The following is a 25399-nucleotide window of genomic DNA, read 5'->3' as shown; positions in this document are numbered from 1 at the left end:
ATCCGAGGAGGTCGGACATGGAGTTCCTGGTCACCATGACCACGACAGTGCCGGACGGGACCACGCCGGCGGAGGTGGCCGACATGCGCTCGCGCGAGGCCGCGAACACCCGCGTCCTGGCCGCTCAGGGACGCGTGTTGCGCCTGTGGCGGCCGCCGCTGGCCCCAGGGGAGTGGCGGACGATCGGGCTGTTCGCCGCCGCCGGCCCGGAGGAGCTCGAGGCGACGCTGGCCACGATGCCGCTGCGGGTCTGGCGGGTCGACGAGGTGACCCCGCTGAGCCCTCATCCGAACGACCCGGGCCGGGACGCGACCGATCCGGCGGGTGCGGTGACGGTGCCGTGAGCGCCGATCCGGGTACGGCGGCAGAACCCGGCGCGGGGCTCATCCCGCTGCGCGGGGCGCGCGGCACGGCGCTCATCGCGGCGACGGTGCTGGCCTCGATGGTCGGCTTCCTGGACGCGTACATGATCAACGTCGCGGTCCCGGCGATCGGGCGTGACCTGGACGCGAGCGTGAGCGAGCTGCAGTGGGTCCTGACCGGCTACCTGATCACGGTCGCGGCGTTGCTGCTGCTCGCCGGGGCGCTCGCCGATCACTTCGGGCCGCGGCGGATCCTGATCACCGGGCTGCTGGTGATGCTGGCCGCCTCGCTCTGCTGCGCCGTCGCCCCGACGCCGCTGACGCTGATCCTGGCCCGGCTGGTGCAGGGCGTCGGTGGGGCCTTCGTGGTGCCGAGCAGCCTCGCGTTGCTCAACGGCACCTTGCGGGGGCCGGACCGGGCACGGGGCATCGGCATCTGGGCCGGCATCTCCACCCTCGGCACCACCCTCGGCCCGTACGGCGGCGGCTGGCTCGTCGACCACACGTCGTGGCGCTACGTCTTCCTGCTCAACCTGCCGCTCATCGCCGCCGCGCTCTGGGTACTGCGCCGGGTCCCGCCGACCGCGAGCCTGCGGCGGCCGCTCTCCGTCGACGCCGTCGGTGCCCTGCTGGCCGTGATCGGCCTGGGCGGTGTCATCTACGCCCTCACCGCGGCGCCCGAGTCGGGGTGGACGACCGGACCGGTGCTGGCTTCCGGCCTGCTCGGGCTGGCGTGCCTGGTCGCCCTGGTCCCGGTCGAACAGCGCCGGCACCGCCCGATGCTGCGGACGGAGCTGTTCCGGTCCCGGCCGTTCAGCGCGATCAACGGGGCCACCCTGCTCTTCTACGGCGCGCTGGCCGCCGCCGGCTACCTGGTCATCCTCCAGCTGGAGCTGCAGCTCGGCTACAGCGCCACCGCGGCCGGGGCGGCGCTGATCCCCGAGTCCGCCGTGTTCCTGGTCGTCTCCCCGCTGGTCGGCGGGCTCGTCGCCCGGGTCGGCACCCGCTGGCCGATGGCGGCCGGCATCCTCATCGTGGCCGCCGGTTTCGGCTGGCTGTCGGCGGCCCGCCCCGGCGACTCTTACGCCCAGGCGATCCTGCCCGGCGCGATCCTCTGGGGCCTCGGCATCGGACTGGCCGTCGCCCCGCTCACCGCCGGGGTGCTCGCCGCCGTCGACGACAGCGACCTCGGTGAGGCGTCGGCGATCAACGACGCCGCGTCCCGGGTCGGCGGGGTCGTCCTGGTCGCGCTCGTCCCCGCCCTGCTGGGCGCCGGTGGCGCGCCCGGTCTCGCCCAGCCGCTCGCCGCGAACTACCAGTCCGCGATGCTCGTCATGGCCGGCCTGACCGTGGCCGCCGCCGCGCTCACGGCCCTGCTCGTGCCCAGCCGCCGCAGCACCGGACAGCACGCCGCGCCCAACCCCCGGCTACACACGTGTGCCGCGCCGGAACCGGCCGCGGCCGTCTGAGGAGGACACCATGCACAGTCTCTCGGGAAGCACCGTCGTCGTCATCGGCGGCACCTCCGGCATCGGGCTGGAGACGGCCCGCCAGGCCCACGCGGCGGACGCCAAGGTCATCGTCACCGGTCGTGACCAGGAACGGCTCGACGCCGTCCGCGACGGGCTCGGCGCCTCGACGGTCCAGCTCGACCTGGGTGACCCGGCCGGGCTGCACCGCTTCTTCACCGAACTGCCCGCGCCGGTCGACCACGTGCTGGTCTCCGGCGGCGGCCCGACCTACGCACCGATCGCCGAGATGGACTTCGAGCAGGCCCGCGCCTCGATCGACGAGCACCTGGTGGGGGCGTTGCGGATCGCCCGCGAGTGCGCCACCCGGGTCCGGCCAGGCGGATCACTGACGTTCCTCAGCGGTACGGGCGCCCGGCGCCCCGGCCACGGCCTCGTGCTCGCCGCCATCGGCACCGCCGCCCTGCCGGCCATCACGGCCAACGCCGCCCTGGAGATCGCGCCGGTCCGGGTCAACGCGATCGCCCCCGGTTTCGTCGACACCCCGCTGTCGGCCCGCCTGCTCGGCGATCAGCTCGAATCACGCCGGGCGGAGCTGCGCGCGACGCTGCCGATCGGACGGGTCGTCGGACCGGAGGACGTGGCGGCGCTCGCGCTGCACCTGATGACCAACACCGCGCTCACCGGCGCCACCTACGACGTCGACGGCGGCCAGCAGCTCCTGCGCTGAGCAGGTCACTCGGCCACCGGCTCGAACTCGCCCCGCGGCAGCACCTCCCGCAGCTGCCGCCGGGAGGTGATCGAGAGCTTGGCGAAGATCTTGCGCAGGTGCCACTCGACCGTACGCGGGCTGAGGAAGAGCCGGGCGCCGACCTCCGGATTGGACAGCCCGTCGCGGACCAGCACGGCGATCTGCCGTTCCTGCGCGGTCAGCTCCTCACTCGGCGCGGCCTCGACCGTGCGCCGGCGGGCGGTCTCGCCGGTGGCCGCCAGCTCCCGGCGGGCCCGCTCGGCGAACGCCTCCATGCCGATCGCCACGAACATCTCGTACGCGGTCCGCAGGTGCTCGCGGGCGTCGACGCGCTGACGGCGGCGGCGCAGCCATTCGCCGTAGAGCAGGTGGGCGCGGGCCAGCTCCGGGCGCAGCCGGGTCCGGCCCAGCCGCTCGATGGCCGCGCGGTACTGCTCGTCGGCGCCGGGTCCGTCGAGGACCAGGGCCCGGGTGCGCGCCTCGATCCCCGCGGCGAAGTCGGTGCTGAACGGTTCGGTCGCCGCGACGAGCCGCTGCAGGGCCTCGTCGGCGAGGCCGGGCTCCCCGGCCCGGGACGCCGCCTCGACGAGCTCCGGCAGCAGCCAGGTGGAGATCCACGGCTCGGAGAGGTGCGAGGTGGCCCGGGCGGCGCGCAGCGCCTCCGGATAGCGGGCCAGGCCGTTGTAGAGCACGGCGGCGGCCCACTGCGCCGCGGTGACGCCCATGCCGAACCCGCTGGCGGCCGAGCCCTGAAGCGTAGCGTTGATCAGCTCCGTGGCCGCGGTCTCCCGGCCCTGCAACGACAGCAGCCGCAACCCGGGATAGGGCGGCAGCACGATCCCGGTCGCCGCCGCGACGGCGTCGCCCTCCGCGATGGCGGCGGTCGCGCCCGCGAAGTCCCCGGCCCAGGACAGGGCATACCCCAGCGTGGACAGGTGGTACGGCAACTCCCGCAGGGCGCCGGCCTCGCGGACCACCTGGACCTGCCGGGCGTAGATCGCGCGCATGCCCTCGTCGTCCCAGACGGCCGCGCTGGCCCCGGTCGCGACCCAGCCCCAGCGCACCACCTCCGCCGGAGGAAGGTCGATCAGCGCCGCCGCGGCCTGCCGCAGGGCCGCCGCCGCGGCCGCCCGGCCGTTCGTGACCAGCACGGCGAAGCCGTCGAGAAGCAGGTCGAGCGGGCCGGGGTCGTCCGGTGGTGGGAGCTTGCGCACCGCTCGGGAGACCCCGACCAGCATCTCCTGGTCGGCGACGCTGACGGCCATGCCCCAGGCGGTCATGTAGGTCTCCCGGGCGAGCTGCGGGTGCGACGCCTCGAACAGCCCGGCCGCCGCGACCAGCATGGCGGTGGCGTCGCTGCCACCGCCGGAGGCGAACGCCACCTGGCCGCGCAGGACGCCGACCCGCCCCCGCCGGAAGTCGTCGAGCGGCCCGGCCGGCACGGCGTCCGTCAAACGGCGGACGTCGTCGAGCTCACCGGCCTGCAGGCCGGCCTCGGCGGCGGCCAGCATGCGGTCCACGCGGCGTTGCGGATCGGCGGTCAGCGCCACGGCTCGCTGCAGGAACCCGGCCGCCGCGGCCACGCCGCCACGGGCCTGGGCGCGACCGGCGGCCTGCTCGAGCTCTTCGGCGACAGCCTCGTCCGGACCGGCGGCTGCTGCTGCGAGATGCCAGGCACGGCGTTCCGGCGCGTCCTGCGGGTCGGTCACCTCGGCGAGCGCCAGATGCACCGCCCGGCGGGTCTCAGGCTGCGCGGCCCGGTAGACGGCCGACCGCACGAGCGGGTGGCGGAAGGTCACGCGCTCGTCGATGGTCAGCAGGCCGTCCGTGCCGCCGGCCGTCGCCGGGCTGACGCCGAGCCGCTGGGCGGCGTGACGTACGGAGTCGGGGTCGCCGACCGGCTCGGCGGCGGCGATCAGCAGCAGCATCCGGGTCTGCTCGGGTAGCCGCTCCATCCGGTTGAGGAACGTCTGCTCGATCTGGCCGGGCAGTGTGTCGGCGCGCAACAGGCCGAGCCCGCCCGCCATCTCGGTCACGGTCAGCCCGCGCGGCAGCTCCAGCAGGGCCAGCGGGTTGCCCCTGGTCTCCGCGACGATCCGGTCGCGGATGCGCCGGTCCAGCCGGGCGTGCGTGACGGAGGTGAGCAGCGCGTGGGCGTCGGCGTCCGGCAGCCCGCCGACCTCGAGCTCCGGCAACCCGCGCAGGTCCGGGCCGGGCAGGCGGGTGCCGAACAGCAGGCCGATCGACTCCGCCAGCAGGCGGCGCGCGACGAAGCCGAGGACCTGCGCCGTACCGCGGTCCAGCCACTGGACGTCGTCGACCACGCAGAGCAGCGGCACCTCCTCCGAGGCGGCCGACAGCAGGCTCAGCACGCCCAGCCCGACCAGGAAGTGATCCGGCGGGGTGCCCTCGCGCATCCGGAACACCGTCTCGAGCGCGGCGCGCTGCGGCTCGGGCAGCTGCGGCAGCCGGTCGAGCACGGGCGCGCACAGCTGATGCAGGGTGGCGAAGTCCAGCTCCATCTCCGACTCGACACCGGCGGCGTGCAGCACCCGCATCCCGGTGGCCGCGGCCAGGGCGTACCCGAGCAGCGCCGACTTGCCGGCGCCGGGATCGCCGCGCAGCACGAGGACCCGGCTCTCGCCCGTGCCCAGCGCGGTGACCGTCTCGTCGAGCAGGGCGCACTCCGCGCGCCGCCCGATCAGTCCGTGCTGCGGTGAATTCATCGTCGTCCGCCTTCGTCGAGGACCGGTTCGTGCTCGCCGCGGGGCAGGACGTCCCGGAGCTGGCGCCGGGAGCTGATCGCGAGCTTGGTGAAGATCTTGCGCAGGTGCCACTCGACCGTGCGCGGGCTGAGGAAGAGCCGGGCGCCGACCTCCGGGTTGGAGAAGCCGTCCCGGACGAGCACGGCGATCTGCCGCTCCTGCGGGGTCAGGTCGTCGCTGGGTGCGGCCTCGACGGTGCGCCGGCGGACGCTCGCCCCGGTGGTCAGCAACTCGCGGTGGGCGCGCTCGGCGAAGGCCTCCATGCCGATCGAGACGAACATCTCGTACGCGACCCGCAGCTCCTCCCGAGCCTCGGCCCGTCGCTCGTGCCGGCCCAGCCACTCGCCGTACAGCAGGTGGGCGCGTGCGTGCTCGGGACGCAGCCTGGTGCGGCCCAGCCGCTCGATCGCCTCCCGGTACAGGGCGTCGGCGGCCGGCCCGGCGCTCAGCAGCGCCCGTGATCGAGCGAGGATGCCCAGCGCCCAGTCCGTACCGGATGACTGCGTCGCGTCGGTCAGCGCGTCGAGCGCGGTGCGCGCGGCATCCCCGTCACCCACCCGGACCGCGGCCTCGATCAGCTCGGGCAACGCCCAGACCGACACCCACAGCTCGGCGATCCGGGTGCAGGCCAGCGCCGCCGGCAGCGCCTGCTCGTGGTGGCCGAGACCGTTGTGGAGCACCGCCGCGGCCCAGTGCGCGACGGTCACGCCCATCAACTGCCCACCCGCCCCGGCCTGCTCGATGGTGTCCCTGATCAGCGCCGCGGCCTCCTGCTCCCGGCCCCGCAACGCCGCCAGCCGGAGCCGGACGTGCGGGGCGATCGGGACACCGGTGGCCGCGGCGACGATCCCGGCCTCCGCGATGATGGCCTCCGCGCCGGCGAAGTCCCCGGCCCAGGTGGTCGCGATCCCCAGCGAGGCCAGGCAGAACGGCAGCTCGGTCAGGGCACCGGTGGTGCGGACCACCTCGGCCGAACGGCGGTAGGTGACCCGCATGGCCTCGTGGTCCCAGACGGCCGAGCTGACGCCGTTGGCCACCCAGCCCCACTTCAGGACGTCCTCCTCGGGCAGTTCCGCCAGCCCGGCCGCGGCCCGTTGCAGCACCGGGACGGCGGCCTCCCGGCCGTCGGTGACGAGCAGCGCATAGCCTTCGAGCACCAGGTCGAGGGCGCTCGGCGAGCCGGCCGGCGGCGGCAGGGCCCGGATCGCCCGGGAGATCGCCAGCAGGCTCTCCCCGTCCGCGGCGATCAGGGCGGCGGCGCCCCAGGCCACCAGGTAGGTCTCGCGCGCCAGCTCCAGGTCGAAGGGCTCCAGCCGCTGGGCAGCGGTCAGCAGCAGCGGTGGCGCCTCGTCTCCCAGCCCGGCGGCGAACGCGATCCGGCTCCGGACGAGGTGGGCGCGCACCGACTGGACCTCGGTGCGCGCCTCGCGGTCGGCGATGTCGGCGAACCGGCGGGCGGCATCGAGATCACCGGCCCGCAGGGTGGCATCGGCGGCGGCGATCGCCCGCTCGGCCCGGCGCGAGGTGTCGGTGGTGAGTCCCACGGATCGTTGCAGGAACGCTGCTGCGGCGGCGAGCCCGCCGCGCGCCTGGGCCCGTCCGGCGGACCGTTCCAGCTCCGCGGCGACGGCCTCGTCCGGTCCGGCGGCGGCCGACGCCAGGTGCCAGGCGCGCCGGTCCGGGTCGGTCCGCGCGTCGCTGACCTCGGCCAGAGCCAGGTGAGCAGCCCGGCGATCCGCTCCCGCCGCCGCCCTGTACACGGCGGAGCGCACCAGCGGGTGATGGAAGGTCACGCGTTCCCGGACCGACAGCAGTCCGTCCGTCCCGCCCGCCAGCGCGGTCGCCGGCGGAACCCTCAGGCGTTCGGCGGCCCGCCACAGCAGCACCGGGTCGCCGTCCGGCTCGGCCGCGGCGATCAGCAGCAGCTGCCGGGTCGGCGCGGGCAGCGCCTCGACCCGGGCCAGGAAGCTCTGCTCGATCCGGCCCGGCAGCGTGTCGGCGTTCAGCAGGCCGAGCCCGCCGGCCAGCTGCGTCGTGGTCAGCCCGCGGGGCAGCTCCAGCATGGCCAGCGGGTTGCCCCTGGTCTCGGCCACGATCCGGGCGCGGATGTGCTGGTCGAGCCCGGAGTTGGTGACCGAGTCCAGCAGCGCGTGCGAAGCGTCGTCACCCAGCCCGGTCACCTCCAGGCCGGACAGGCCGCGCAGCTCCGGGCCGCGCTCCCGGGCGCCGAAGACCAGGGCGACGGATTCGGCCAGCAGCCGCCGGGCGACGAAGCCCAGGACCTGACCCGACGCCCGGTCCATCCACTGGGCGTCGTCCACCACACAGAACAGCGGCCGCGTCCCGGCCGCGTCCGAGAGCAGACTGAGCACGGCCAGGCCGACCAGGAAACGCTCCGGCGGCGGTCCGGTCCGCAGGCCGAAGACGGTCTCGAGCGCAGCCCGCTGCAGGTCCGGGAGCTCTTGCAGCCGATGGAGCAACGGCGCGCAGAGCTGATGGAGGGTGGCGAACGCCAGCTCCATCTCCGACTCGATGCCGACCGCCCGCAGCACGCGCGTGCCGGTAGCCGCGCGCTCGGCGTAGTCGATCAGCGCCGACTTCCCGGTGCCCGGGGCACCGTGCAGCACGAGCACGCGGCTCTCGCCCCGGCGCAGCGCCGCGATCAACTGATCGAGGGCCGCGCACTCGGCCTGCCGTCCGACCAGGGGTGCGTGCTCACTGAATCGCGGTTCGTGCCGCTGCAAGCTCACATACATCCCCCTTGTCGCGTTTGGACTGCTGACCGGGCCGACGTGACGACCTTCATCTTTGACCGCTGACCGAAGGCACGCCAGGTCAATTTTCCGACCGTGGGGGCCGTCACATGCCGATGGTCCGGGCCGCGGCGACGAGACGGCCCCGGTCCGAGGCGGGGAAGCGGTCGAGCATCGCCCGTACCTCAGCGGCGTCGGTGTTCGCCCCGAACAGCTCGGTGCCGGGCTCCATCCGTACCCCTTCGGCCAGCGGCCCGGCCACGACCGGGTCGAAGCCGAGGTCGTCGACCAGGGCCGCGACCGCGGCGACGTCGGCCGGGTCGTCCCCGGCGATCGCGATGGCCTTGCGCCCGGCGGCGCCCGCCGGCCGGGCGCCGCTCTCCAGATCGTGGTAGCCCATGTGGTTGAAGGCCTTCACGAGCCGCGAGCCGGGCAGGAAGTCCCGCACGATCTCGCTGGAGGAGGTACGCGGGTCGGTGAGGTCGTCGCGGATCCCGTCGACCTCCCACCAGTAATTCATCGCGTCGACGACCAGCTTGCCGCGCAGCGCGTCCACGGGCACGCCGCGGTGCTTACCGAGCGGCAGCGCCAGCACGACGATGTCGGCGCCGGCGGCCGCCTCGGCCGCGCTCACGGCGATCGCGCCGGGCGTGATGACCTCGACGATCAGCGCGATCCGGGCCGGGTCGCCGGAGCCGGCGATGAGCACCCGGTAGCCGGCGGCCAGGGCCAGCCGGGCCAGCACGGTGCCGACCTTGCCGGCGCCGAGAATGCCGATGGTGGTCACGTCTCAACCCTCCAGAATCTCGCGGACCATGGGCGCCACCTTCGCGCCGAACAGCTCGACGGCGCGCGTGCGGGCGCTGATCGGCTGGGCGCCCACGGTGTAGATCAGGTCGAAGCGGCCCACGCCCAGCGTCCGGACCGCGCCGGCGATCCTGCGGGCCACCGTCTCCGGCGAGCCGATGTACAGCGAGCCGTGCGCCACCTCGTCGTCGAACTCCGCGCGGCGCAACGGCGGCCAGCCGCGCAGGGCGCCGATCCGGTCCCGGATGACCTTGTACGCCGGGTAGAACAGCTCCTTGGCCTGCTCGTCGGTGTCGGCCACGAACCCGGGGGAGTGCATCCCGACCGGGTGCGCGACCGTGCCCAGCTGCTCGGTGGCCCGGCGGTAGAGGTCGAGGTAGGGCGCGAAGCGGGCCGGGTTGCCGCCGATGATGGCCAGCATGAGCGGCAGGCCGTGCCGCGCGGTACGGACCACCGACTGCGGGGAGCCACCGACGCCGACCCAGGTGTCGAGCCGGCCGGATTCGGTCTTGGGGAACACGTCGGCGTTCTCCAGCGCCGCCCGGGTGGTGCCGCTCCAGGTCACCGGCTCCTCGTCGAGCAGCTTGACGAAGAGCTCGAGCTTCTCCTCGAACAGCACGTCGTAGTCGCTGAGGTCGTAACCGAACAGCGGGAACGACTCGGTGAACGACCCGCGGCCCAGGATGGCCTGGGCCCGGCCCTGCGAAATGGCGTCCACCGTCGCGAAGCGCTGGAACACCCGGACCGGGTCGTCGGAGCTGAGCACGGTGACGCCCGAGGCCAGCTTGATCCGCGAGGTGCGCGCGGCGATCCCGGCCAGCACGGTCTCCGGGGTGGAGATCGAGTACTCGGGGCGGTGGTGCTCGCCGAGCGCGATGACGTCGACGCCGAGCTGGTCGGCCAGCACGGCCTCGTCGATGACCTGCCGGATCGCGACGGCGTGGGAGACGGGTACGCCGGCGTCGTCCACCGGCACGTCGCCGAAGGTGTCGAGACCGAGCACGAGCTCACTCATGGTGCTGTCCTCCAGTAATTGACATGTCAGCCAGTATGATTGACACATCAAACACAGGAGGGCGCCAAGTTATGCCGCGGACGCGTCAACTGCCCGACCGCGCCGAGTTGCGCGCGTGGCGGGACTTCATCGAAACCACCGAGGCGCTGCGTACGGTGCTGGCCGGGCGGCTGCAGAGCGACACCGGGCTGTCCCCGGGCGATTACGCCGTACTGCTGGCCCTGAGCGAGGCCGAGCACGGCCGGATGCGATCGTCGGAGCTGGCCGGCCAGGTCGGCTGGGAACGCAGCCGGCTCTCTCACCACCTCGGCCGGATGGAACGCCGGCAGCTGATCAGTCGGGAGAAGGCGGCGGCCGACAGCCGCGGCGCGGAGATCATCCTGGCGCCGGCGGGCTGGACGGCCTTCCGGGAGGCCACCGCGCCGCACCTGCGGGCGGTCCGGGAGCTGTTCGTCGACGCGCTCACGCCGGCGCAGGTCGAGGCCGCGGCCGACATCGCCGCCGCCCTGCGCGAACACCTGGAGCGCCTCGGCCATCGCTCGTGAAGGCGCCACTTTGATCTGATCGAGACGGCCTGCCGCCCGGCGAACAGGCCCCCCACTCGGATGGCAATCCGTCGATAGAGTGGTGGCCGCGGTGACGGGGGAGGCGACATGCAAGACATAGACAGGGCCGAGGAATGGCTGGATTCGTGGGTAGCGGGCGTCGATGCCAACGCGGCGCGGGCGGTTGAGCTGTCGCGCCGGGTGGCAGGGCTGACCGGGTCCGCCCGCAGCCGGGATGGCTCCATCTCGGTCGCCGTCGGATCGGCCGGGCAGGTGGTCCGCCTCGATCTTGCCGAAAATCCCGCGCTCGGGCGCGAGATCATGAGCCTGATCGCCCGGGCCCAGGCCGACCTCTCGGCCAAGGTCACCGAGCAGGTCCAGGACACTGTCGGCGCCGACTCCGAGACCGGGCGCGCAGTGATCCACTCGTACGCCGAACGCTTCCCCGCCCCGCGCGACGACGAACCGGAGCGTCGTGGCCGGTGACGAGATGCAGTTCCCGGTCCCGGACGTCGAGCGGCACGCCGGCAGCGTCGACGGGATCGCCGACTCCGTCATGCAGGCGCGCGCCGCGGTCACCGAGGTCACCATGAGCTCCGAGGCGTACGGGCAGCTGTGCCAGTTCCTGCCCGGTCTGCTGAGCCCGCTGTTCGACCAGGCGGTCCGCGCCATGAACGACGCGACCGACTCGCTGCGAGGAACCGCGGACAACCTGCGCGCCGCGGCGGCCTCCGCCGCCACCAGTGACGGGAGGGCCGGTGAGTGGGTCAGCGGCGCGGGCGCGCCTCTGATCGAGTTGCCTCTGTGAGCGCCAACCCGCTGGTCGCGCCGGTGCAGGACTCCACCAGGTGGTACACGGGCCTGGGTCTGGTCGAGGACGCGGCCGACATCACGCACGGCATCCAGAACGACAGCTGGGTCGACGGCAGCCTCGGCGGCGTCGGCGCGAGCCTGGACATGTTGTCGCTGGCGGTCGACCCGCTGGGCACGCTCGCGTCATGGGGTGTCGCCTGGCTGATGGAACACGTCAAGCCGCTCAAGGACGCCCTCGACTGGCTCGCGGGCAACGCCGACGAGGTGGCGAGCCACGCCGGCACGTGGGCCAACGTCGCGGCGTTCACCGCACAAGCCCGGCAGGAGTACGCCGACCGCCTGCGTAGCGAGGTCACCGGCTGGTTCGGGGCGTCCGGGGAGGCGTACCGGGAACACGCCGGCCTGCAGATGCAGGTGCTGGAGGGAATCTCCAAGGCCGCGGAGGGAATCTCGTCGGCGGTGGAGGGTGCGGGTCTGCTGGTCGCGCTGGTCCGCGGGATCGTCCGGGACCTGATCGCGGACTTCGTGGGCACTCTTGCCGCCCGGCTGCCGCAGTGGCTCGCTGCGGAGGGACTCACCCTGGGACTGGCCACGCCGGTGGTCATCGGTCAGGTCGCGGCGCTGGTGGCGAAGTGGGTCAACCGGATCCAGGGGTTCGTGCGCGGCCTGCTCAGCAGTCTGCGGCGGCTCAGCCCGATGCTGGACCGGCTCGCGGGCATCTTCGAGCAGCTCAGCGGCCGCAACCGCGCGCTGGCCCGGACCGATCCGGACGACTTCAAACCGCATCTGCCGAGCGGGTCGGAGTTCGTCGACGGCGACTTCAGCCCGGAGGTCGCCGACGCCTACCGGCGCATCCGGGACAGCCCCGAGGACACTCCGCGAGCAGCGGCGAATTCCGGTCTGGACGAAGCGGTGATCGAACGGATGCGGCAGAACCTGTTCGTGCAGCAGCATGACATCGCGACCGGTCCCGGCACTGTCGAGCGCGGGTACTTCACCCCGGACGGCCGTCTCTCCAACCTCTGGGACAGGGCGGCCAACGGGACGCTGACCAGCGAACAGCGTGAGGAGTTCCGCATGCTCGCCGCGCACGAGTACGTCGAGAACAGGCTGATGGAGGAGGGACTGCCCTTCCGGTCGTCCGACCCGGCCGTGTGGGACGAGGACGGGGTGCCCTGGCCGAGCGCCGATCATCCGACGGCGCACGACCTGTCGGTGCTCGAGGGTGTGCCGAACGCTCCGTTCCGGCACTGGCAGAGGTGGGGGCTCGACAGCGAGGGTCTCGAGATGGCCGATGACCTGTCGAACCTCGATCAGGTCGTCGAACGCGCTCTGCGAGGATTAGGACGATGACACCTGACGAATCGGTAGGCGCCACCGCCGCCCGGCTCAGCGCCGTGGACTGGCAGCGCCACGGCTACCGCACCTGGTCGAAGGCGAAGCTGATGCTGGAGTACTTCCGGCGTGTCGCCCGGTGGCTGGACGCGTACGGGTGGGACGAGCCTGTGCCCTTCTTCGACCTCGCGGTCTACCTCGACCCGGACGTCCGGGCGGATCCCGGTGTGGTCGAGGAGGCGGTGCAGCAGGCGGCGAAGGGTGGCTGGAACGCCCAGCAGGTGGTGCCGTTCATCCTGCACTGGGCGGCGTTGCGCGCCACGCCCGGTTTCGAGATTCCCGAGGGTCTGGAGGACCCGTTCGAACCGTTGCTCCTGCTGTTCGAGCGTGACGGCGGCTTCCACACCTCCAACGGCTACGCCGAGATGGAGTACCTTTCCGTCCCGCTGGCCAAGTGGCGCGAGCGTGCTTCGCGGCCCCCGCTGGCGAGCCTCGACCCGGCCGCCCTCGACGAGATCGACCGGGCCGGATCGATGAAGCAGTTCGGCTACGTCATGGGTCCGGAAGACTAGGCGGGCACCAGGGACTCGATCGCCTTGATCAGGTCGCTGTCGCCGGCCAGGTCCGGGGCCAGCAGCGCCAGCAGACCGGGCACGGAGCCCGCGCGTTCCCGGTACGGTGCAGCGCCCGCATCGTCCACCGGTGCTCCGACGCCGCGCAGGTGACCGATCCAAGCGGCGAGGACGCGGGCCCCACCGGCCGAGGTCCGGCCCGCGGCGCGCTCGCCGCGGATCACCGGCAGGACCCGGATCGGTATCTTCTGCGAGCCGTCCGCGGCGATCTGGGCCAGCAGGTGCCGGATCCGCGGGTTGGTGAACCGGGCGGTCAGCGCCGCACGGTAGTCGGCCAGTTCGCTCGCGGGCAGCGGCACGTGCCGGGACGCCTCGTCCCACCACTGGGCCAGCCAGTCCCGGCAGACCGGGTCGGCCATGGCCTCGGCGATGGTGTCGTGGCCGCGGGCGCTCCCCGCGTACGCCAGCAGTGAATGCCCGCCGTTGAGCAGCAGCAGCTTGCGGGTCTCGTGCGGCTTGACGTCGGCGACGAAGCGCGCGTCCCACGCCGGGCGCCCGCCCGGGAAGTCGCCGCCGAGTACCCATTCGCTGAACGGTTCGGTGACCACCGGGACGGCGTCGGCGAAGCCGGTCCGTTCCTGCACAGCCTGGACGTCGACGGGTGTGGTACGCGGGGTGATCCGGTCGGCCATGGTCGTCACGAAGGAGACCGTGTCGCGGATCCACGGGGCCAGCGCGGGGTCGGCGGCCGCGGCCAGGTCGAGCACGACCCGGGCGGTGGCCTCGCCGTTGCCGGGCAGGTTGTCGCAGGACACCACGGCGAGCGGTCCGGCGCCCGCGGCCCGGCGCGCGGCCAGGCCGGCGACCAGGCGCCCCGGTACGGTGGCGGGAGCTGCACCGCCGCGCACGGCGTCGAGGTCGGCCCGTACGGCGGGGTCGTCCAGGTCGAGCCCCCCGGTACGGTCGCGGCGGTACCCGGCCTCCGTCACGGTGAGCGTCACCACCGCCACCTCGGGCCGCGACAGGTATCCGCACCATGCCGCGAGGTCGGTGCCGGGGTGCGCGGCGACCACCGCGGTCTGCACGGCCAGCTCGTCGTGCTCGGGACCGCGGACGATCAGCGTGTACCGGCCGTCCTGCGCGGCCAGCCGGTCGGCGAGGTCCGGGGACCGCCCGGTGAACGCGGCGATGCCCCAGCCGGCGGCGTCCGGGGCGGCCCCGGTGTACCAGGCCTGATGAGCCCGGAAGAAGCCGCCGAGACCCAGGTGGACAATCCGGACCGGCGGGGTCACAGCTTGAACACCTTGCGCGGCTGGTCGCTGACGAGCGCGGTCAGCGTGTCGTGGGCCTCGTCCTCCTCGAGCCGGTGGGCGGCGACCAGGCCGGCCAGGAATCCCGCGTCGAGGCGGCGCGACATGTCGTGCCGGGCCGGGATGGAGCAGAAGGCCCGGGTGTCGTCGATGAAGCCGGACAGCCGGCTGAACCCGGCGGTCTCGGTGACCCCCGCTTGGAAGCGCCCGATCTCCGCGGGGTTGTCGAGGAACCACCAGGGCGCGCCCGCGTAGACCGCGGGGTAGAAGCCGGCCAGCGGGGCGATCTCCCGGCTGTACACGTCCGGGTCCACGGTGAACAGGACCAGGTGAAAACCCGGGTACGTGCCGAAGCGGGTGAGCAGTGGCCGCAGCGAGCGGGTCAGCTCGACGGCGACCGGGATGTCGTGACCGGTGTCCGGGCCGTACCGCTCGAACGTGGCCGGGTGGTGGTTGCGGTACACGCCCGGGTGCAGCGTCATGACCAGGCCGTCCTCGCACGACATCCGGGCCATCTCGAAGGTCATGTGCTGGCGGAAGGCGGTGGCTTCCTGAGGGGTGACGGTGCCGTCGAGCGCCCTCCGGTAGATGCGCTCGGCGTCGCGGTGGCCGAGCGGTTCGGTGCCCGCGTCGGCGTGACCGTGGTCGGCGGAGACGGCGCCGTGCGCGACGAAATACCGGCGGCGTTCCTCCAGCGCGGCGACGTAGCCGGCGTAGTGGCCGCAGTCGCCGCCCAGTTCCTTGACCGCCTCGGGCCATCCCGGGCGGCCGACCTCCAGGTAGCGGTCGGGCCGGAAGGTCGGCGCGACGGTGGTGGACACGTCCGGATCGGCCCGCAGCGCGTCGTGCACGGCCAGGTCGTCCGCCGGGTCGTCGGTGGTGGCCAGGAAGTCGATGCCGAAGCGGCGCAGCAGGGCCCGCGGCCGGTGGCTGGGCTGCCGCAACTGAGCGGCGATCAGGTCGTAGAGCGCGTCGGCGTTGGCCGCGGACGGCCGCTCGGTCACGCCGAAGATGTCCACCAGCTCACTGTCGAACCAGTACCGCACGGGTGTGCCGCGCAGCAGGTGCCAGTGGCCGCACAGCAGCCGCCAGGCCGCCCGGGCCCGGTCCTCGCCCATCGGCCCCTCGCCCACGCCGAGGTCGGACAGCGGGATGCCACCGGCGTGCAGCAGGCGGGTCACGTAGTGGTCGGGCTGGATGAACAGGCTGGTCGGATCCGCGAACGGCGTGTCCTCGAGGAGGACGCGCGGGTCGACGTGCCCGTGCGGCGAGACGATCGGCAGGTCCCGGACGGCGGCGTACAGCCGGCGGGCGAGGTCGCGCACGCCGGGGTCGGCCGGCAGCAGGCGGTCGGGATGCACGGTCAAGGTGGCCATCGCCTGAGCCTCATGGCGTGACGCCCGGTCCACAAGCTATTGCCATCTGTTGTCGGCACCGGTCAAGCAACAACGTGCAACTGATTGCCTGGCGCTGACCGGCGACGCAACCATCTCGTAACACTCCCGCCGTAATGCGGATCACATCGCACGGCGAACAAGCCAAGGGAGATCGACGATGGGCTCGAGGACTTTGCGTGCACTGGTGGCGCTGGCCGGTGCGACGGCACTCACCGTCGCGCTCGGCGCCTGCGGCGGCGATGACGACGGCGGGGGCAGCGGCGGCGGCGGCAAGACGCTCAACGTGCTGATCGGCGCCAACACCCAGTACCCGCAGGAGCAGCAGGACTGGCAGAAGTCGGTCAGCGACAAGTTCAAGGCGCAGACCGGCGCCGACGTCAAGTGGGAGACGTTCGCCAGCGCGAACGACGAGCTCACCAAGATCCAGACCTCGGTGGTGTCGGGCACCGGCCCGGACGTCTACGCCATCGGCACGACCCTGACCCCGACGGCCTACTCGACCAAGGCGTTCGTGACCCTCGGCGACGAGGAGTGGCAGAAGGTCGGTGGCAAGGACAAGTTCGTGCCTTCCTCGCTGGGCATCTCCGGACCCGACGCGCAGAACCAGATCGGCATCCCGTGGGTCGGCCGGCCGTTCGTGATGGTCTACAACACCGAGCTGCTCAAGGCCGCGGGCATCACCAAACCGGCGACCACCTGGGACGAGCTCACCCAGCACGCCAAGCAGCTGACCAAGGGCGACCAGTACGGCCTGGCCGTGGCCTACAAGGACAACTTCGACCCGTGGAAGTTCATCTGGGGCATGTCGGTGCAGGCGGGCAACCCGATCGTGGACGGCAAGACGGCCCGGATCGCCGATCCCGCGGTCAGCAAGGCCTACCAGACGTACTTCGGCTGGCTGACCAAGGACAAGGTGGTCGACCCGGCCGCGGTCGGCTGGACCAACTCGCAGGCGATCGCCGCGTTCGCCAAGGGCAAGACCGGATACTTCGCGCTCACCTCCGCGCTGGCCGCCAAGACGCTGGACGCCGGTGCGGTGAAGGGCAAGTGGGCCTTCACCCTGCTGCCGACCGTGCCGCCGGGCGCCACCACCCGGCCGGCCAACGGCGTCGAGGCCGCGAGCATCCTCTCCGGCGACAACCTGCTGGTCGCGGACTACTCCAAGAACCAGGATCTGGCGTTCCAGTTCGTCAAGCTCATCACCGACCAGGACGCCCAGCTGGACATCTACAAGAAGCTGGGCCAGCTGCCCGCGAACGCCGCGGCGGCCCAGACACTGCTGTCGGACCCCCGGCTCGGCGCGGTGGTCGAGGCGCAGAAGAAGTCGGTGGCCACGCCGTTCACCGGGGCCTGGGCCGATATCCAGCTCGCGCTCACCAACGCCGTGGTGCAGTCGATCCCCGACCTGTCCAGCGGTTCGATCAGCGACGCCCAGATCGACAGCCGGCTGGCCGCGGCCCAGAAGACCGCGCAGTCCTCGCTGGACCGGGCGAAGTAGAGCCTCATGACGGACGACCGCACGACCACGCGTACGGTCGGGGACGGGCCGGCGGCCACCACCGCCGGCCGCGACCCGGCCGGCCGGGAACCGCCGGAGGCGAAGGCCGGGCCGCGGCGCCGGGGCGTCACCGAACGCCAGCGGCCGTTGTGGCTGCTGATCCCGGGCGGCACGCTGATGACGCTGGTCATCGGGATCCCGCTGCTGCTGGCCTTCTACATCTCCCTGATCGATCTCGACCAGTACACGCTGCGCCGCTGGCTCGAGGCGCCGTTCATCGGGCTGGACAACTTCATCGAGGCGTTCGAGTCCGGGCTGCTGCACTCGGTCTGGATCAGTGCCTCGTTCTCCGTGATCGCGACCGTGGCCACGGTTCCGCTCGGGGTGGCCGCCGCGGTGGTGACCCAGAACGCGTACCGGGGGCGGGGCTGGGTGCGGGCGGTGTTCCTGATCCCGTACGTGCTGCCGTCGTTCGTGGTGGCCTCGGTGTGGCGCACGATGCTCCAGCCGGACGGGATCGTCAACGCGACGCTGACCCGGGCCGGGGTCGACGGCGGGCTCTGGCTCAGCGGTCCGCGGTCGTACTGGACGCTGATCCTGGTGGAGATCTGGGCCGCCTGGCCGTTCATCTACCTGATGGCGCTGGCCGGGCTGCAGAGCGTGGACAGCGAGGTGCACGAGGCGTCGGCCATCGACGGGGCGAACTGGTGGCCGAAGCTGCGCCGGGTGATCCTGCCGTACGTGCGCGGCCCGGTGCTGCTGGCCTGCCTGCTGGCCACCCTCAACCACATCAACAACTTCACGTTGCCGTACGTGTTGTTCGGTGCACCTGCTCCGGATGACGTCAACGTGATGCCGATGCTGGTCTACGTCACCAGCTTCCAGAGCCTGCGGTTCGGGCTGAGCGCGGCCATGGCGGTCGTGTCGCTGGTGCTGATCGCCATCCCGCTGTTCGTCTATCTGCGTGCGGTCCGGCTGGACGTGCACGAGGAAGGAGGCCGGAAATGAGCACCTCCACGATCGCGCCCCCGGCCGAGGCAGGGCGGACCCGGCGCCGGACCGCGGCGGGGGAGGCCCACCGGTTGCTGCCCGGGCCGCTGCTGGCGATCATCACCGTCGGGCTGTGCGTGCTGGTCCTGGTGCCGATCCTCTACATCGTGCTGGCCTCGCTCAACACCGACGTCGGGGTGGCCGAGGGCGAGTTCTGGCCGAGCTCGTTCTCCGGCGAGAGCTACACCAAGATCTGGACCACCGCGGGGCTGTCCACCGGCATCCTCAACAGCCTGCTGGTGTGCGGACTGGTGGCGGTCGCCTCGGCGCTGCTCGGCACGATCACCGCGTACGTGCTGGTCCGCTACACGTTCGTCGGCCGGGTGACCATCCTGCGCGGCCTGGTGGGCCTGCAGAGCGTCCCCGGCACGCTGATGCTGCTGCCGGTGTTCGTGCTGTTCTCCTCGGCGGGCACCTATCTGGGCGTCACGGTGATCGGCACCCGCTGGGGACTGTTCGTCGCGTACCTCACCTTCGCCCTGCCCTTCTCCACCTGGGTGATGGTCACCTACCTGCGGGGCCTGCCCCGCGAGCTGGAGGAGGCGGGCCGGGTCGACGGCGCGTCCACGCTGACCATCCTGTTCCGGATCATCGTCCCGCTGAGCCTGCCGGCCATCGTGGTGTCGGGGATCTTCGCGTTCCTGCTGGGCTGGAACGACGTGCTGTTCGCGTCGGTGCTCACCCGGCCCGAGACGCAGACCGCCGCGGTCGCGCTGCAGATCTTCGGGACCACCCAGGAGGGCGGCGCGCTGCCGGTGTACTCGCAGATGATGGCGGCGGCGCTGGTCTGCGCGGCCCCGGTCGTGCTGCTGTACCTGCTGTTCCAGCGCTATCTGGTCGGCGGGCTGACCGCCGGCGGGGTCAAGTGACCCCGGTGACCACGGCCGCGGTGATCGGGTGCGGGGACGTCTCGGTCGTGCATCTGCAGGCGATCGAGGGCCTGGCGGGGGTCGAGCTGGTCGGCGTCTGCGACACCGACGCGGGCCGGGCCGGGGCCGCGGCCCAGCGGTACGGCGTCCCGGCGTTCACCGACCACCGGCAGCTGCTCGAAGCCACCCGCCCCGAGGTCGTGCACGTGTGCACCCCGCACCACCAGCACGTCCAGCCGGCGATCGACTGCCTCGACACCGGCGCGGGCGTCCTGGTCGAGAAGCCGGTCGCGCACACGGTCGCCGAGGCGGACCGGCTGATCAAGGCAGCCGAGGCCCGCCCGGATCTCCGGACCGGGATCTGCCTGCAGAACAGGTACAACGCGGCCACCCGGGCGGCCCGCGAGCTGCTCACCTCCGGACAGCTGGGCGCGGTCCTCGGCGGCTCGGCCAGCGTGCTGTGGCACCGCGACGCGGCGTACTACGCGGCCCGGCCGTGGCGCGGGAGGGTCCGCGACAGCGGCGGCGGGGTCCTCATCAACCAGGCGATCCACACCCTCGACCTGCTGGAGTGGCTGCTCGGCGACGTGGTGCGGGTCCGCGGCCACGCCGGGCGGTACGCGCTGGACGGTGTCGTCGACGTGGAGGACACCGCGCACGCCGTACTCGATCACGCCGGCGGCGCCCGGAGCGTCTTCTTCGCGACCGTCGCCCACGTCACGGACGCGCCGGTGACCATCGAGATCGTCACCGAGGGGGCGGTGCTGACGATCCGGGGCGACCTGACGGTGAGCTACACCGAAGGCCGTACCGAGACGGTCGCGGAACGCCGCGCCGGCGCCGGCGGCCGGGCCTACTGGGGAGCCTCGCACGAGCTGCTCATCGCCGCCTTCTACCGCACCTGGGCCGACCCGCAGCCCTTCTGGATCGGACCGCGGGAGGGGGCCAGATCGCTGCGTCTGGTCCACGAGATCTACCGACAGCACGACTGACGCAGGAAAGGAAGACGCGCCCGTGTGGACTCTTTCCGGATTCATCGACGAGATCTCCCCGGACTTCACCGAGCAGTGCCGGGTGGCGGCCGGCCTCGGCCTGAAGTTCGCCGAGATCCGCAGCGCGTGGCAGGTCAACATCCTCGACCTCGACCCGGCCCAGCTCGGCGTCATGAAGCGCACGCTGGCCGACCACGACCTGCGGGTGTCCAGCATCGGCTCGCCGATCGGCAAGATCTTCATCGACGAGGACTTCGTCGCGCACCTGGACCGGATGCGGCACGCCGCCGACGTCGCGCGCTTCTTCGACGCGCCGTACGTGCGGATCTTCTCGTTCTTCCTGCGCCCCGGCGCGGACCCGGCCGCCCACCGCGACGAGGTGATCGACCGGATGCGCGCGCTGGCCCGGGTCGCCGAGGACGCCGACCTGATCCTGCTGCACGAGAACGAGAAGGAGATCTACGGCGACGTGCCGGCCCGGTGCCTGGACGTGGTCCGCTCCGTCGGTTCGCCGCACCTGCGCCTGGCCTGGGACCCGGCCAACTTCGTCCAGGTCGGGGTCCGGCCCTACACCGACGGGTACGCGGTGCTGCGCCCGCACGTGGAGTACATCCAGATCAAGGACGCGCTCGCCGGGGACGGCACCGTGGTCCCGGCCGGCAAGGGCGACGGCGAGGTCGACCGGACCATCCGCGCGCTGCACCACGACGGCTTCGACGGGTTCTTCTCGCTCGAACCGCACCTGAGCGCGGCCACGGCCACCGGCGGCTTCTCCGGCGAAGAGCTGTTCCGCACGGCCTGGCAGGCGTTCACCGACCTGCTCACGACCCAGGGAATCGAGTACACATGAGCAACCTGCGCAGGATCGCCCTGGTGGGCGCCGGGGTCATCGGACGGCACCACGGGCTGGTCATCGGTCAGCTGGCGGACCGGGCCGAGCTGGTCGCGGTGGCCGACGTCGACACCGTACGGGCCGAGCAGCTCACCGCCGAGCGCGGTGGGCGGCCGTACCCGTCACTCACCGCCGCGCTGGCCACCGAGGAGATCGACGTGGTCGTGGTGTGCACGCCGACCGGGCTGCACGGTGAGGTGGCCCTCGAGGCGCTGCGGGCCGGCAAGCACGTCATCGTCGAGAAGCCGGCCGAGCTCACGGTGGCCCGCACGGACGAGATCATCGAGGCCCGGGACAAGGCCGGCACCCTGGTCACGGTGATCTCGCAGCACCGCTTCGACCCGGCCACCGAGACCACCCTGGCCGCCATCGGACGGGGCGAGTTCGGCCGGCTGACCTCGGGCATCGCGTCGATCGACTGGTGGCGCGGGCAGAGCTACTACGACTCCGGCGACTGGCGGGGCACCTGGGAGCTCGACGGCGGCGGCGCGCTGATGAACCAGGGGGTGCACACAGTGGATCTGCTGGTCGCGGCGCTGGGCCGGCCGGTGGAGGTGTTCGCGTACGCCGGCACGCTGGCCCACGAGCGGATCGAGGTCGAGGACGTCGCGGCCGGCGTCGTGCGGTTCGAGAACGGGGCTCTGGGCGTGCTGCACGCCACCACCGCCGCCTATCCGGGGCTCAGCGCCCGGCTCCAGGTGCACGGCGACCGCGGCTCGGCGGTGATCGACAACGACCAGCTCGCGTTCTTCCACGCCACCGCGGCGGGCCGCGAGCCCGAGGAGAAGCTGATGGGTACGACGCAGAGCACCTCGGTCCCCACCGCGGGCAGCAACCCCGGCAGCCTGTCCGACGCCCACCGCCTGCAGTACCTCAACTTCCTCGGCGCGCTCGACGGGACCGAGCAGCTGCGGGTGGACCTGGAGACCAACCGGCAGTCGATCGGCGTCATCACCGGCGCGTACGAGTCCGCGCGGACCGGAAGGCCGGTGCGCCTGTCATGAGCACGCCACGCATCGCCGCCAATCCCATTCCGTACTGGAGCCGGGCCGGCAAGACCAGGGAGGTGTTCGCCGAGGCGTTCCGGGACTTCCAGGAGATCGGCTTCACCGCGGTCAAGGCCGACGTGCCCGACGACATGACCGCGGCGGAGTACCGGGACTGGATCGCCGGCTACGGCCTGGCCCCGGCGCTGAGCCTGTTCAACTCACCGTTCGACGAGACGGTCGACCTGGCCGCGGAGATCGAGCGGGCCAAGCGGTTCGCGGCGACCCAGGTGGCGCTCGGCCTCGACCGTACGATGATCTCGTCGATGGCCGTGCCCGCCCGGATGGCCGAACCGGCCGCCGGCGCCGATTTCGACGCGGGCCGGTTGGCGCGCGCGATCGACAACTGCGGCGCGGTCTGCCGGGTGTTGCAGGCCGAAGGGCTGCGCCCGCTGCACCACTCGCACGTCGGCGGCGTCTTCGAGACCGAGGACGAGATCGTCCGCCTGCTCGACGACCTCGGCCCCGGCGTGATCGGCTTCGGACCGGACACCGGTCACCTGCGCTGGGCCGGCATCGACCCCGCGCCGTTCATCCGGCGCTACGCCGACCGGATGGGCGGCATCCACCTCAAGGACTGCTTCCCGGACCTGCTGAGCCCCGAGAGCCGAAAGGGCATGAGCTACCACGAAGTGCAGGCCACCAAGCGACTGTGGGCCGAGCCCGGCCTGGGCGTCGTCGACTTCGCGGCGGTGCTCGCGGCCGTCCCGGCGGACTACGACGGCGACTTCATGATCGAGGTGGACGAGCCCAGCATGGACTCCCGCGCCGAGTCGCACCGCATCTCGTTCGAGTGGGCCCGGCGCAATCTGCCGGTGCAGGGCGGAGGATGAAGGACATGACTTCCCTGACGACCGGAACCAGGCAGCGTGCGGCCCGGATCGGTGGCGCGGACCGCGTCCTCGGCGCCCGCGAGGTCACCGCCTTCATCGCCGAGCAGCTGGCCGGCATCGACGCCGACGGGCTCAGCGTCTGCGTGCTGGTCCCCGACGCGACCCGCAACTGCCCGCTGCCGCTGCTGGTCAGCGCGGTGCACCGGGCCCTGCACGGGCGGGCCTCCCGGCTCACCGTGCTGATCGCGCTGGGCACGCACGGGGCGATGAGCGACGACGCGCTGGCCGAGCACCTCGGATACCGCGGGCGGGACCTGGCCGATGTCTATCCGGGCACGACCGTGCGCAACCACGAGTGGTGGAAGCCCGAGACCTTCGCCGACCTGGGCACCATCCCGTCCGCGCGGATCGAGGAGCTCTCCGAGGGCCGGATGAGCGGCGACGTGGAGGTGCTGCTCAACCGGGCCGTGGTCGACCACGACATCGCCCTGGTGGTCGGGCCGGTGCTCCCGCACGAGGTTGTCGGCATGTCCGGCGGCAACAAGTACTTCTTCCCCGGTGTCGCCGGTCAGAAGATCATCGACGTGTCGCACTGGCTGGGCGCGCTGATCACCTCGGCCGAGATCATCGGTACGACCGAGGTCACGCCGGTACGGGCGCTGATCAACGACGGCGCCGCCCTGATCCCCGCGCGCACGTACGCGCTGTGCGTGGTGACCGCCGAGACGCCGGAGGAGGACGACGGCATCCCCGCGGACAGCGACCGCGGCACCGCCTTGCACTCGGTCTCCTTCGGCGACTGCGTCTCGTCCTGGGAGAGCGCCGCCGAGATCAGCGCCGCGACCCACGTGACCTACCTCGACGCGCCGGTCCGCCGGGTGCTGTCGCTGGTCCCGCCCATGTACGGCGAGATCTGGACCGGCGCCAAGGGCGTCTACAAGGTCGAGCCGGTGGTGGCCGACGGTGGCGAGGTCATCCTGTACGCCCCGCACATCCGCGAGATCGCCACCAGCCACCCGGAGATCCACGAGATCGGCTACCACTGCCGCGACTACTTCGTGCGGCAGTGGGACGCCTTCAAGCACATCCACTGGGGCGTGCTCGCGCACTCCACGCACCTGCGCGGGGCCGGCACGTACGACCCGGCGACCGGCGAGGAGCGGCTGCGGGTGGATGTGACGCTGGCGACCGGCATCCCGGAAGAGGTCTGCCGCGCGCTGAACCTGGGCTACCGCGACCCGGCCACGATCGACGTCGCCGACTTCACGGCCGACCCGGACACGCTGGTCGTGCCGCGGGCCGGGGAGGTGCTCTTCCGCCTGCGCTGACTCGTCGACTGGCGGACGACCAGGCGGACCGGGAGCACCAGGGGCGTGCCGCTGGGCCGGGTGCCGTGCCACACCGCGATGCAGTTGCGCACCCCGGTGAGGCCCATCCGGTACAGCGGCGAGGCGATCGTGGTCAGCTGCGGATTGACCAGCTCGTCGTAGACGATGTTGTCGAAGCCGACCACGCTGACGTCGTGCGGGACGGTGACGCCCAGCTTGTGCAGCCCGTTCATGATCCCGATGGCCAGCATGTCGTTGTACGCGAGCACCGCCGTCGCGCCCAGCTCGGCCACCCGCCGCGCGGCGCTCAGCCCGGCCAGCACGGTGGGCTCGTTCGGGCCGATGCGCCGTACGTCGAGCGGCAGCTGAGCCGCCGCCTCCCGCAGCGCCCGCCAGCGCACCCCGTCGGCCCAGCTGATCTCCGGGCCGGCCACGTACAGCACGGAGTCGTGGCCGAGCGCGCAGAGGTGTTCCGCCGCCTGCCGGATCCCGCGCTCGTTGTCGTTCACCACGCAGCTGGCCTCGGGGATGATCCGGTTGAGCAGCACCACCGGCTTCTGCTTGGCCATCATCCGCAGGGCCGAGTCGCTCATCCGGGAACTGGCGATGACGATGCCGTCTACCTGTTCCATCTCCCGCTCGATGGTCTGCCGCTCGACCTCCGGCGACTCGTTGGTGTGCAGCAGGACCAGCTGGTATCCGGCCTCGCGGGCGGCCTCGTACCCGCCTTTGATGATCTCGCCGTAGAACGGGTTGGTGACGTCGGCGATGACCAGCCCGATCGAGCGGTGCGTGGGCCGGACGCCGGGTTGCTGGCCGTTGAGCGGCCCGGACCGGTAGCCGAGGCGTTCCGCCGCCTGGAAGATCTTCTGGGCGGTCTCGGCGTGCACCCGGCCCGGCCGCGAGTAGGCCCGGGACACGGTGGAGGCGGCCACGCCGGCTTCCCGCGCGACGTCGTAGATCGTCGGGCGTCGCCCCATGCCGCTCATCGTAGGCC

Annotated in this window: 23 protein-coding genes; 16 read left to right on the top strand and 7 right to left on the bottom strand. The window is 72.5% G+C overall.

Annotation, left to right across the window (positions count from 1 at the left end; all coding sequences use genetic code 11):
• The first annotated feature begins 17 nt into the window (after positions 1-17).
• Genes ACZ6S4_RS12180 through ACZ6S4_RS12170 form a run of 3 tightly spaced genes read left to right on the top strand, consistent with a single transcriptional unit; the run spans position 18 to position 2561 of the window.
• Entirely contained in the window at positions 18-344 is a 327-nt protein-coding gene (locus ACZ6S4_RS12180; RefSeq protein ID WP_465474972.1) for a muconolactone Delta-isomerase family protein, read from the top strand.
• Positions 341-1831 carry an MFS transporter gene (locus ACZ6S4_RS12175; protein ID WP_465474971.1) on the top strand — a complete coding sequence of 497 codons (1491 nt, stop codon included), beginning with the start codon at positions 341-343 and terminating at the stop codon, positions 1829-1831. Before ACZ6S4_RS12180 ends, ACZ6S4_RS12175 begins: the two co-directional genes overlap by 4 nt.
• Positions 1832-1841: 10 nt before the next feature.
• The gene (locus tag ACZ6S4_RS12170; RefSeq protein ID WP_465474970.1) at positions 1842-2561 is read left to right on the top strand and encodes an SDR family oxidoreductase; all 720 of its coding nucleotides are present in this window, start codon (positions 1842-1844) and stop codon (positions 2559-2561) included.
• A 5-nt stretch (positions 2562-2566) separates the two neighbouring features.
• On the opposite strand, the gene ACZ6S4_RS12165 is transcribed toward ACZ6S4_RS12170, so the two are convergent.
• The 4 genes from ACZ6S4_RS12165 to ACZ6S4_RS12150 all read right to left on the bottom strand — a co-directional run bounded on the left by ACZ6S4_RS12165 (position 2567) and on the right by ACZ6S4_RS12150 (position 9922).
• A complete protein-coding gene (locus ACZ6S4_RS12165) occupies positions 2567-5308 on the bottom strand; it encodes an AAA family ATPase (protein ID WP_465474969.1) in 2742 nt (913 codons plus the stop codon).
• On the bottom strand, positions 5305-8097 hold the full coding sequence (locus ACZ6S4_RS12160; RefSeq protein ID WP_465474968.1) for an ATP-binding protein: 2793 nt from the start codon (positions 8095-8097) through the stop codon (positions 5305-5307). The genes ACZ6S4_RS12165 and ACZ6S4_RS12160 overlap by 4 nt, the downstream gene beginning before the upstream one ends.
• A gap of 109 nt (positions 8098-8206) precedes the next feature.
• Entirely contained in the window at positions 8207-8887 is a 681-nt protein-coding gene (locus ACZ6S4_RS12155; RefSeq protein ID WP_465474967.1) for an NADPH-dependent F420 reductase, read from the bottom strand.
• Between the two features lie 3 nt (positions 8888-8890).
• Positions 8891-9922: an LLM class flavin-dependent oxidoreductase gene (locus ACZ6S4_RS12150; protein WP_465474966.1), complete on the bottom strand. Its 1032-nt coding sequence runs from the start codon at positions 9920-9922 to the stop codon at positions 8891-8893.
• Positions 9923-9993: 71 nt separating this feature from the next.
• Here ACZ6S4_RS12150 and ACZ6S4_RS12145 point away from each other — a divergent pair, with 71 nt between their 5' ends.
• The 5 genes from ACZ6S4_RS12145 to ACZ6S4_RS12125 all read left to right on the top strand — a co-directional run bounded on the left by ACZ6S4_RS12145 (position 9994) and on the right by ACZ6S4_RS12125 (position 13187).
• On the top strand, positions 9994-10467 hold the full coding sequence (locus ACZ6S4_RS12145) for a MarR family winged helix-turn-helix transcriptional regulator (RefSeq protein ID WP_465474965.1): 474 nt from the start codon (positions 9994-9996) through the stop codon (positions 10465-10467).
• A gap of 108 nt (positions 10468-10575) precedes the next feature.
• Positions 10576-10953 carry a hypothetical protein gene (locus tag ACZ6S4_RS12140; protein ID WP_465474964.1) on the top strand — a complete coding sequence of 126 codons (378 nt, stop codon included), beginning with the start codon at positions 10576-10578 and terminating at the stop codon, positions 10951-10953.
• The gene (locus ACZ6S4_RS12135; RefSeq protein WP_465474963.1) at positions 10943-11275 is read left to right on the top strand and encodes a type VII secretion target; all 333 of its coding nucleotides are present in this window, start codon (positions 10943-10945) and stop codon (positions 11273-11275) included. Before ACZ6S4_RS12140 ends, ACZ6S4_RS12135 begins: the two co-directional genes overlap by 11 nt.
• Positions 11272-12633, top strand: a complete 1362-nt coding sequence (locus ACZ6S4_RS12130; protein ID WP_465474962.1) for a hypothetical protein — start codon at positions 11272-11274, stop codon at positions 12631-12633. Before ACZ6S4_RS12135 ends, ACZ6S4_RS12130 begins: the two co-directional genes overlap by 4 nt.
• The gene (locus tag ACZ6S4_RS12125; protein WP_465474961.1) at positions 12630-13187 is read left to right on the top strand and encodes a hypothetical protein; all 558 of its coding nucleotides are present in this window, start codon (positions 12630-12632) and stop codon (positions 13185-13187) included. Before ACZ6S4_RS12130 ends, ACZ6S4_RS12125 begins: the two co-directional genes overlap by 4 nt.
• On the opposite strand, the gene ACZ6S4_RS12120 is transcribed toward ACZ6S4_RS12125, so the two are convergent.
• Positions 13184-14479 (bottom strand): mannitol dehydrogenase family protein, encoded by a 1296-nt coding sequence (locus ACZ6S4_RS12120; protein ID WP_465474960.1) that lies wholly within the window; start codon positions 14477-14479, stop codon positions 13184-13186. The genes ACZ6S4_RS12125 and ACZ6S4_RS12120 overlap by 4 nt on opposite strands.
• Positions 14476-15873: a glucuronate isomerase gene (gene uxaC, locus ACZ6S4_RS12115; protein ID WP_465474959.1), complete on the bottom strand. Its 1398-nt coding sequence runs from the start codon at positions 15871-15873 to the stop codon at positions 14476-14478. The genes ACZ6S4_RS12120 and uxaC overlap by 4 nt, the downstream gene beginning before the upstream one ends.
• Positions 15874-16051: 178 nt before the next feature.
• Between uxaC and ACZ6S4_RS12110 the strand changes: the two genes are divergently transcribed.
• Genes ACZ6S4_RS12110 through ACZ6S4_RS12075 form a run of 8 tightly spaced genes read left to right on the top strand, consistent with a single transcriptional unit; the run spans position 16052 to position 24402 of the window.
• Positions 16052-17392, top strand: coding sequence for an ABC transporter substrate-binding protein (locus ACZ6S4_RS12110; RefSeq protein ID WP_465474958.1), 1341 nt, complete (start codon positions 16052-16054; stop codon positions 17390-17392).
• Between the two features lie 6 nt (positions 17393-17398).
• Positions 17399-18400 (top strand): carbohydrate ABC transporter permease, encoded by a 1002-nt coding sequence (locus tag ACZ6S4_RS12105; protein ID WP_465474957.1) that lies wholly within the window; start codon positions 17399-17401, stop codon positions 18398-18400.
• A complete protein-coding gene (locus tag ACZ6S4_RS12100; protein ID WP_465474956.1) occupies positions 18397-19311 on the top strand; it encodes a carbohydrate ABC transporter permease in 915 nt (304 codons plus the stop codon). The genes ACZ6S4_RS12105 and ACZ6S4_RS12100 overlap by 4 nt, the downstream gene beginning before the upstream one ends.
• A 5-nt stretch (positions 19312-19316) precedes the next feature.
• On the top strand, positions 19317-20303 hold the full coding sequence (locus ACZ6S4_RS12095) for a Gfo/Idh/MocA family protein (protein WP_465474955.1): 987 nt from the start codon (positions 19317-19319) through the stop codon (positions 20301-20303).
• A gap of 22 nt (positions 20304-20325) precedes the next feature.
• On the top strand, positions 20326-21153 hold the full coding sequence (locus tag ACZ6S4_RS12090) for a sugar phosphate isomerase/epimerase family protein (RefSeq protein WP_465474954.1): 828 nt from the start codon (positions 20326-20328) through the stop codon (positions 21151-21153).
• Positions 21150-22199 carry a Gfo/Idh/MocA family protein gene (locus tag ACZ6S4_RS12085; RefSeq protein ID WP_465474953.1) on the top strand — a complete coding sequence of 350 codons (1050 nt, stop codon included), beginning with the start codon at positions 21150-21152 and terminating at the stop codon, positions 22197-22199. Before ACZ6S4_RS12090 ends, ACZ6S4_RS12085 begins: the two co-directional genes overlap by 4 nt.
• Positions 22196-23074: a sugar phosphate isomerase/epimerase family protein gene (locus tag ACZ6S4_RS12080; RefSeq protein WP_465474952.1), complete on the top strand. Its 879-nt coding sequence runs from the start codon at positions 22196-22198 to the stop codon at positions 23072-23074. The genes ACZ6S4_RS12085 and ACZ6S4_RS12080 overlap by 4 nt, the downstream gene beginning before the upstream one ends.
• Positions 23075-23079: 5 nt before the next feature.
• Positions 23080-24402, top strand: a complete 1323-nt coding sequence (locus ACZ6S4_RS12075; RefSeq protein ID WP_465474951.1) for a lactate racemase domain-containing protein — start codon at positions 23080-23082, stop codon at positions 24400-24402.
• Here the strand turns inward: ACZ6S4_RS12075 and ACZ6S4_RS12070 are convergent.
• On the bottom strand, positions 24303-25382 hold the full coding sequence (locus ACZ6S4_RS12070) for a LacI family DNA-binding transcriptional regulator (protein WP_465474950.1): 1080 nt from the start codon (positions 25380-25382) through the stop codon (positions 24303-24305). The two genes, ACZ6S4_RS12075 and ACZ6S4_RS12070, sit on opposite strands and share 100 nt — an antisense overlap.
• Positions 25383-25399: the final 17 nt, after the last annotated feature.

This window comes from Actinoplanes sp. NPDC051405 (assembly GCF_055586185.1).
The sequence above is the reverse complement of the archived record's forward strand: the minus strand, read 5'-3'. Positions and strand labels throughout refer to the sequence as shown.

What these genes read in the sequence shown, in the direction of transcription:
- ACZ6S4_RS12180 (WP_465474972.1), top strand. Translation starts at nt 18, where the DNA reads ATGGAGTTCCTGGTCACCATGACCACGACAGTGCCGGACGGGACCACG.
- ACZ6S4_RS12170 (WP_465474970.1), top strand. Translation starts at nt 1,842, where the DNA reads ATGCACAGTCTCTCGGGAAGCACCGTCGTCGTCATCGGCGGCACCTCC.
- ACZ6S4_RS12165 (WP_465474969.1), bottom strand. Translation starts at nt 5,308, where the DNA reads ATGAATTCACCGCAGCACGGACTGATCGGGCGGCGCGCGGAGTGCGCC.
- ACZ6S4_RS12150 (WP_465474966.1), bottom strand. Translation starts at nt 9,922, where the DNA reads ATGAGTGAGCTCGTGCTCGGTCTCGACACCTTCGGCGACGTGCCGGTG.
- ACZ6S4_RS12145 (WP_465474965.1), top strand. Translation starts at nt 9,994, where the DNA reads ATGCCGCGGACGCGTCAACTGCCCGACCGCGCCGAGTTGCGCGCGTGG.
- ACZ6S4_RS12140 (WP_465474964.1), top strand. Translation starts at nt 10,576, where the DNA reads ATGCAAGACATAGACAGGGCCGAGGAATGGCTGGATTCGTGGGTAGCG.
- ACZ6S4_RS12125 (WP_465474961.1), top strand. Translation starts at nt 12,630, where the DNA reads ATGACACCTGACGAATCGGTAGGCGCCACCGCCGCCCGGCTCAGCGCC.
- uxaC (WP_465474959.1), bottom strand. Translation starts at nt 15,873, where the DNA reads ATGGCCACCTTGACCGTGCATCCCGACCGCCTGCTGCCGGCCGACCCC.
- ACZ6S4_RS12110 (WP_465474958.1), top strand. Translation starts at nt 16,052, where the DNA reads ATGGGCTCGAGGACTTTGCGTGCACTGGTGGCGCTGGCCGGTGCGACG.
- ACZ6S4_RS12105 (WP_465474957.1), top strand. Translation starts at nt 17,399, where the DNA reads ATGACGGACGACCGCACGACCACGCGTACGGTCGGGGACGGGCCGGCG.
- ACZ6S4_RS12100 (WP_465474956.1), top strand. Translation starts at nt 18,397, where the DNA reads ATGAGCACCTCCACGATCGCGCCCCCGGCCGAGGCAGGGCGGACCCGG.
- ACZ6S4_RS12085 (WP_465474953.1), top strand. Translation starts at nt 21,150, where the DNA reads ATGAGCAACCTGCGCAGGATCGCCCTGGTGGGCGCCGGGGTCATCGGA.
- ACZ6S4_RS12080 (WP_465474952.1), top strand. Translation starts at nt 22,196, where the DNA reads ATGAGCACGCCACGCATCGCCGCCAATCCCATTCCGTACTGGAGCCGG.
- ACZ6S4_RS12075 (WP_465474951.1), top strand. Translation starts at nt 23,080, where the DNA reads ATGACTTCCCTGACGACCGGAACCAGGCAGCGTGCGGCCCGGATCGGT.
- ACZ6S4_RS12070 (WP_465474950.1), bottom strand. Translation starts at nt 25,382, where the DNA reads ATGGGGCGACGCCCGACGATCTACGACGTCGCGCGGGAAGCCGGCGTG.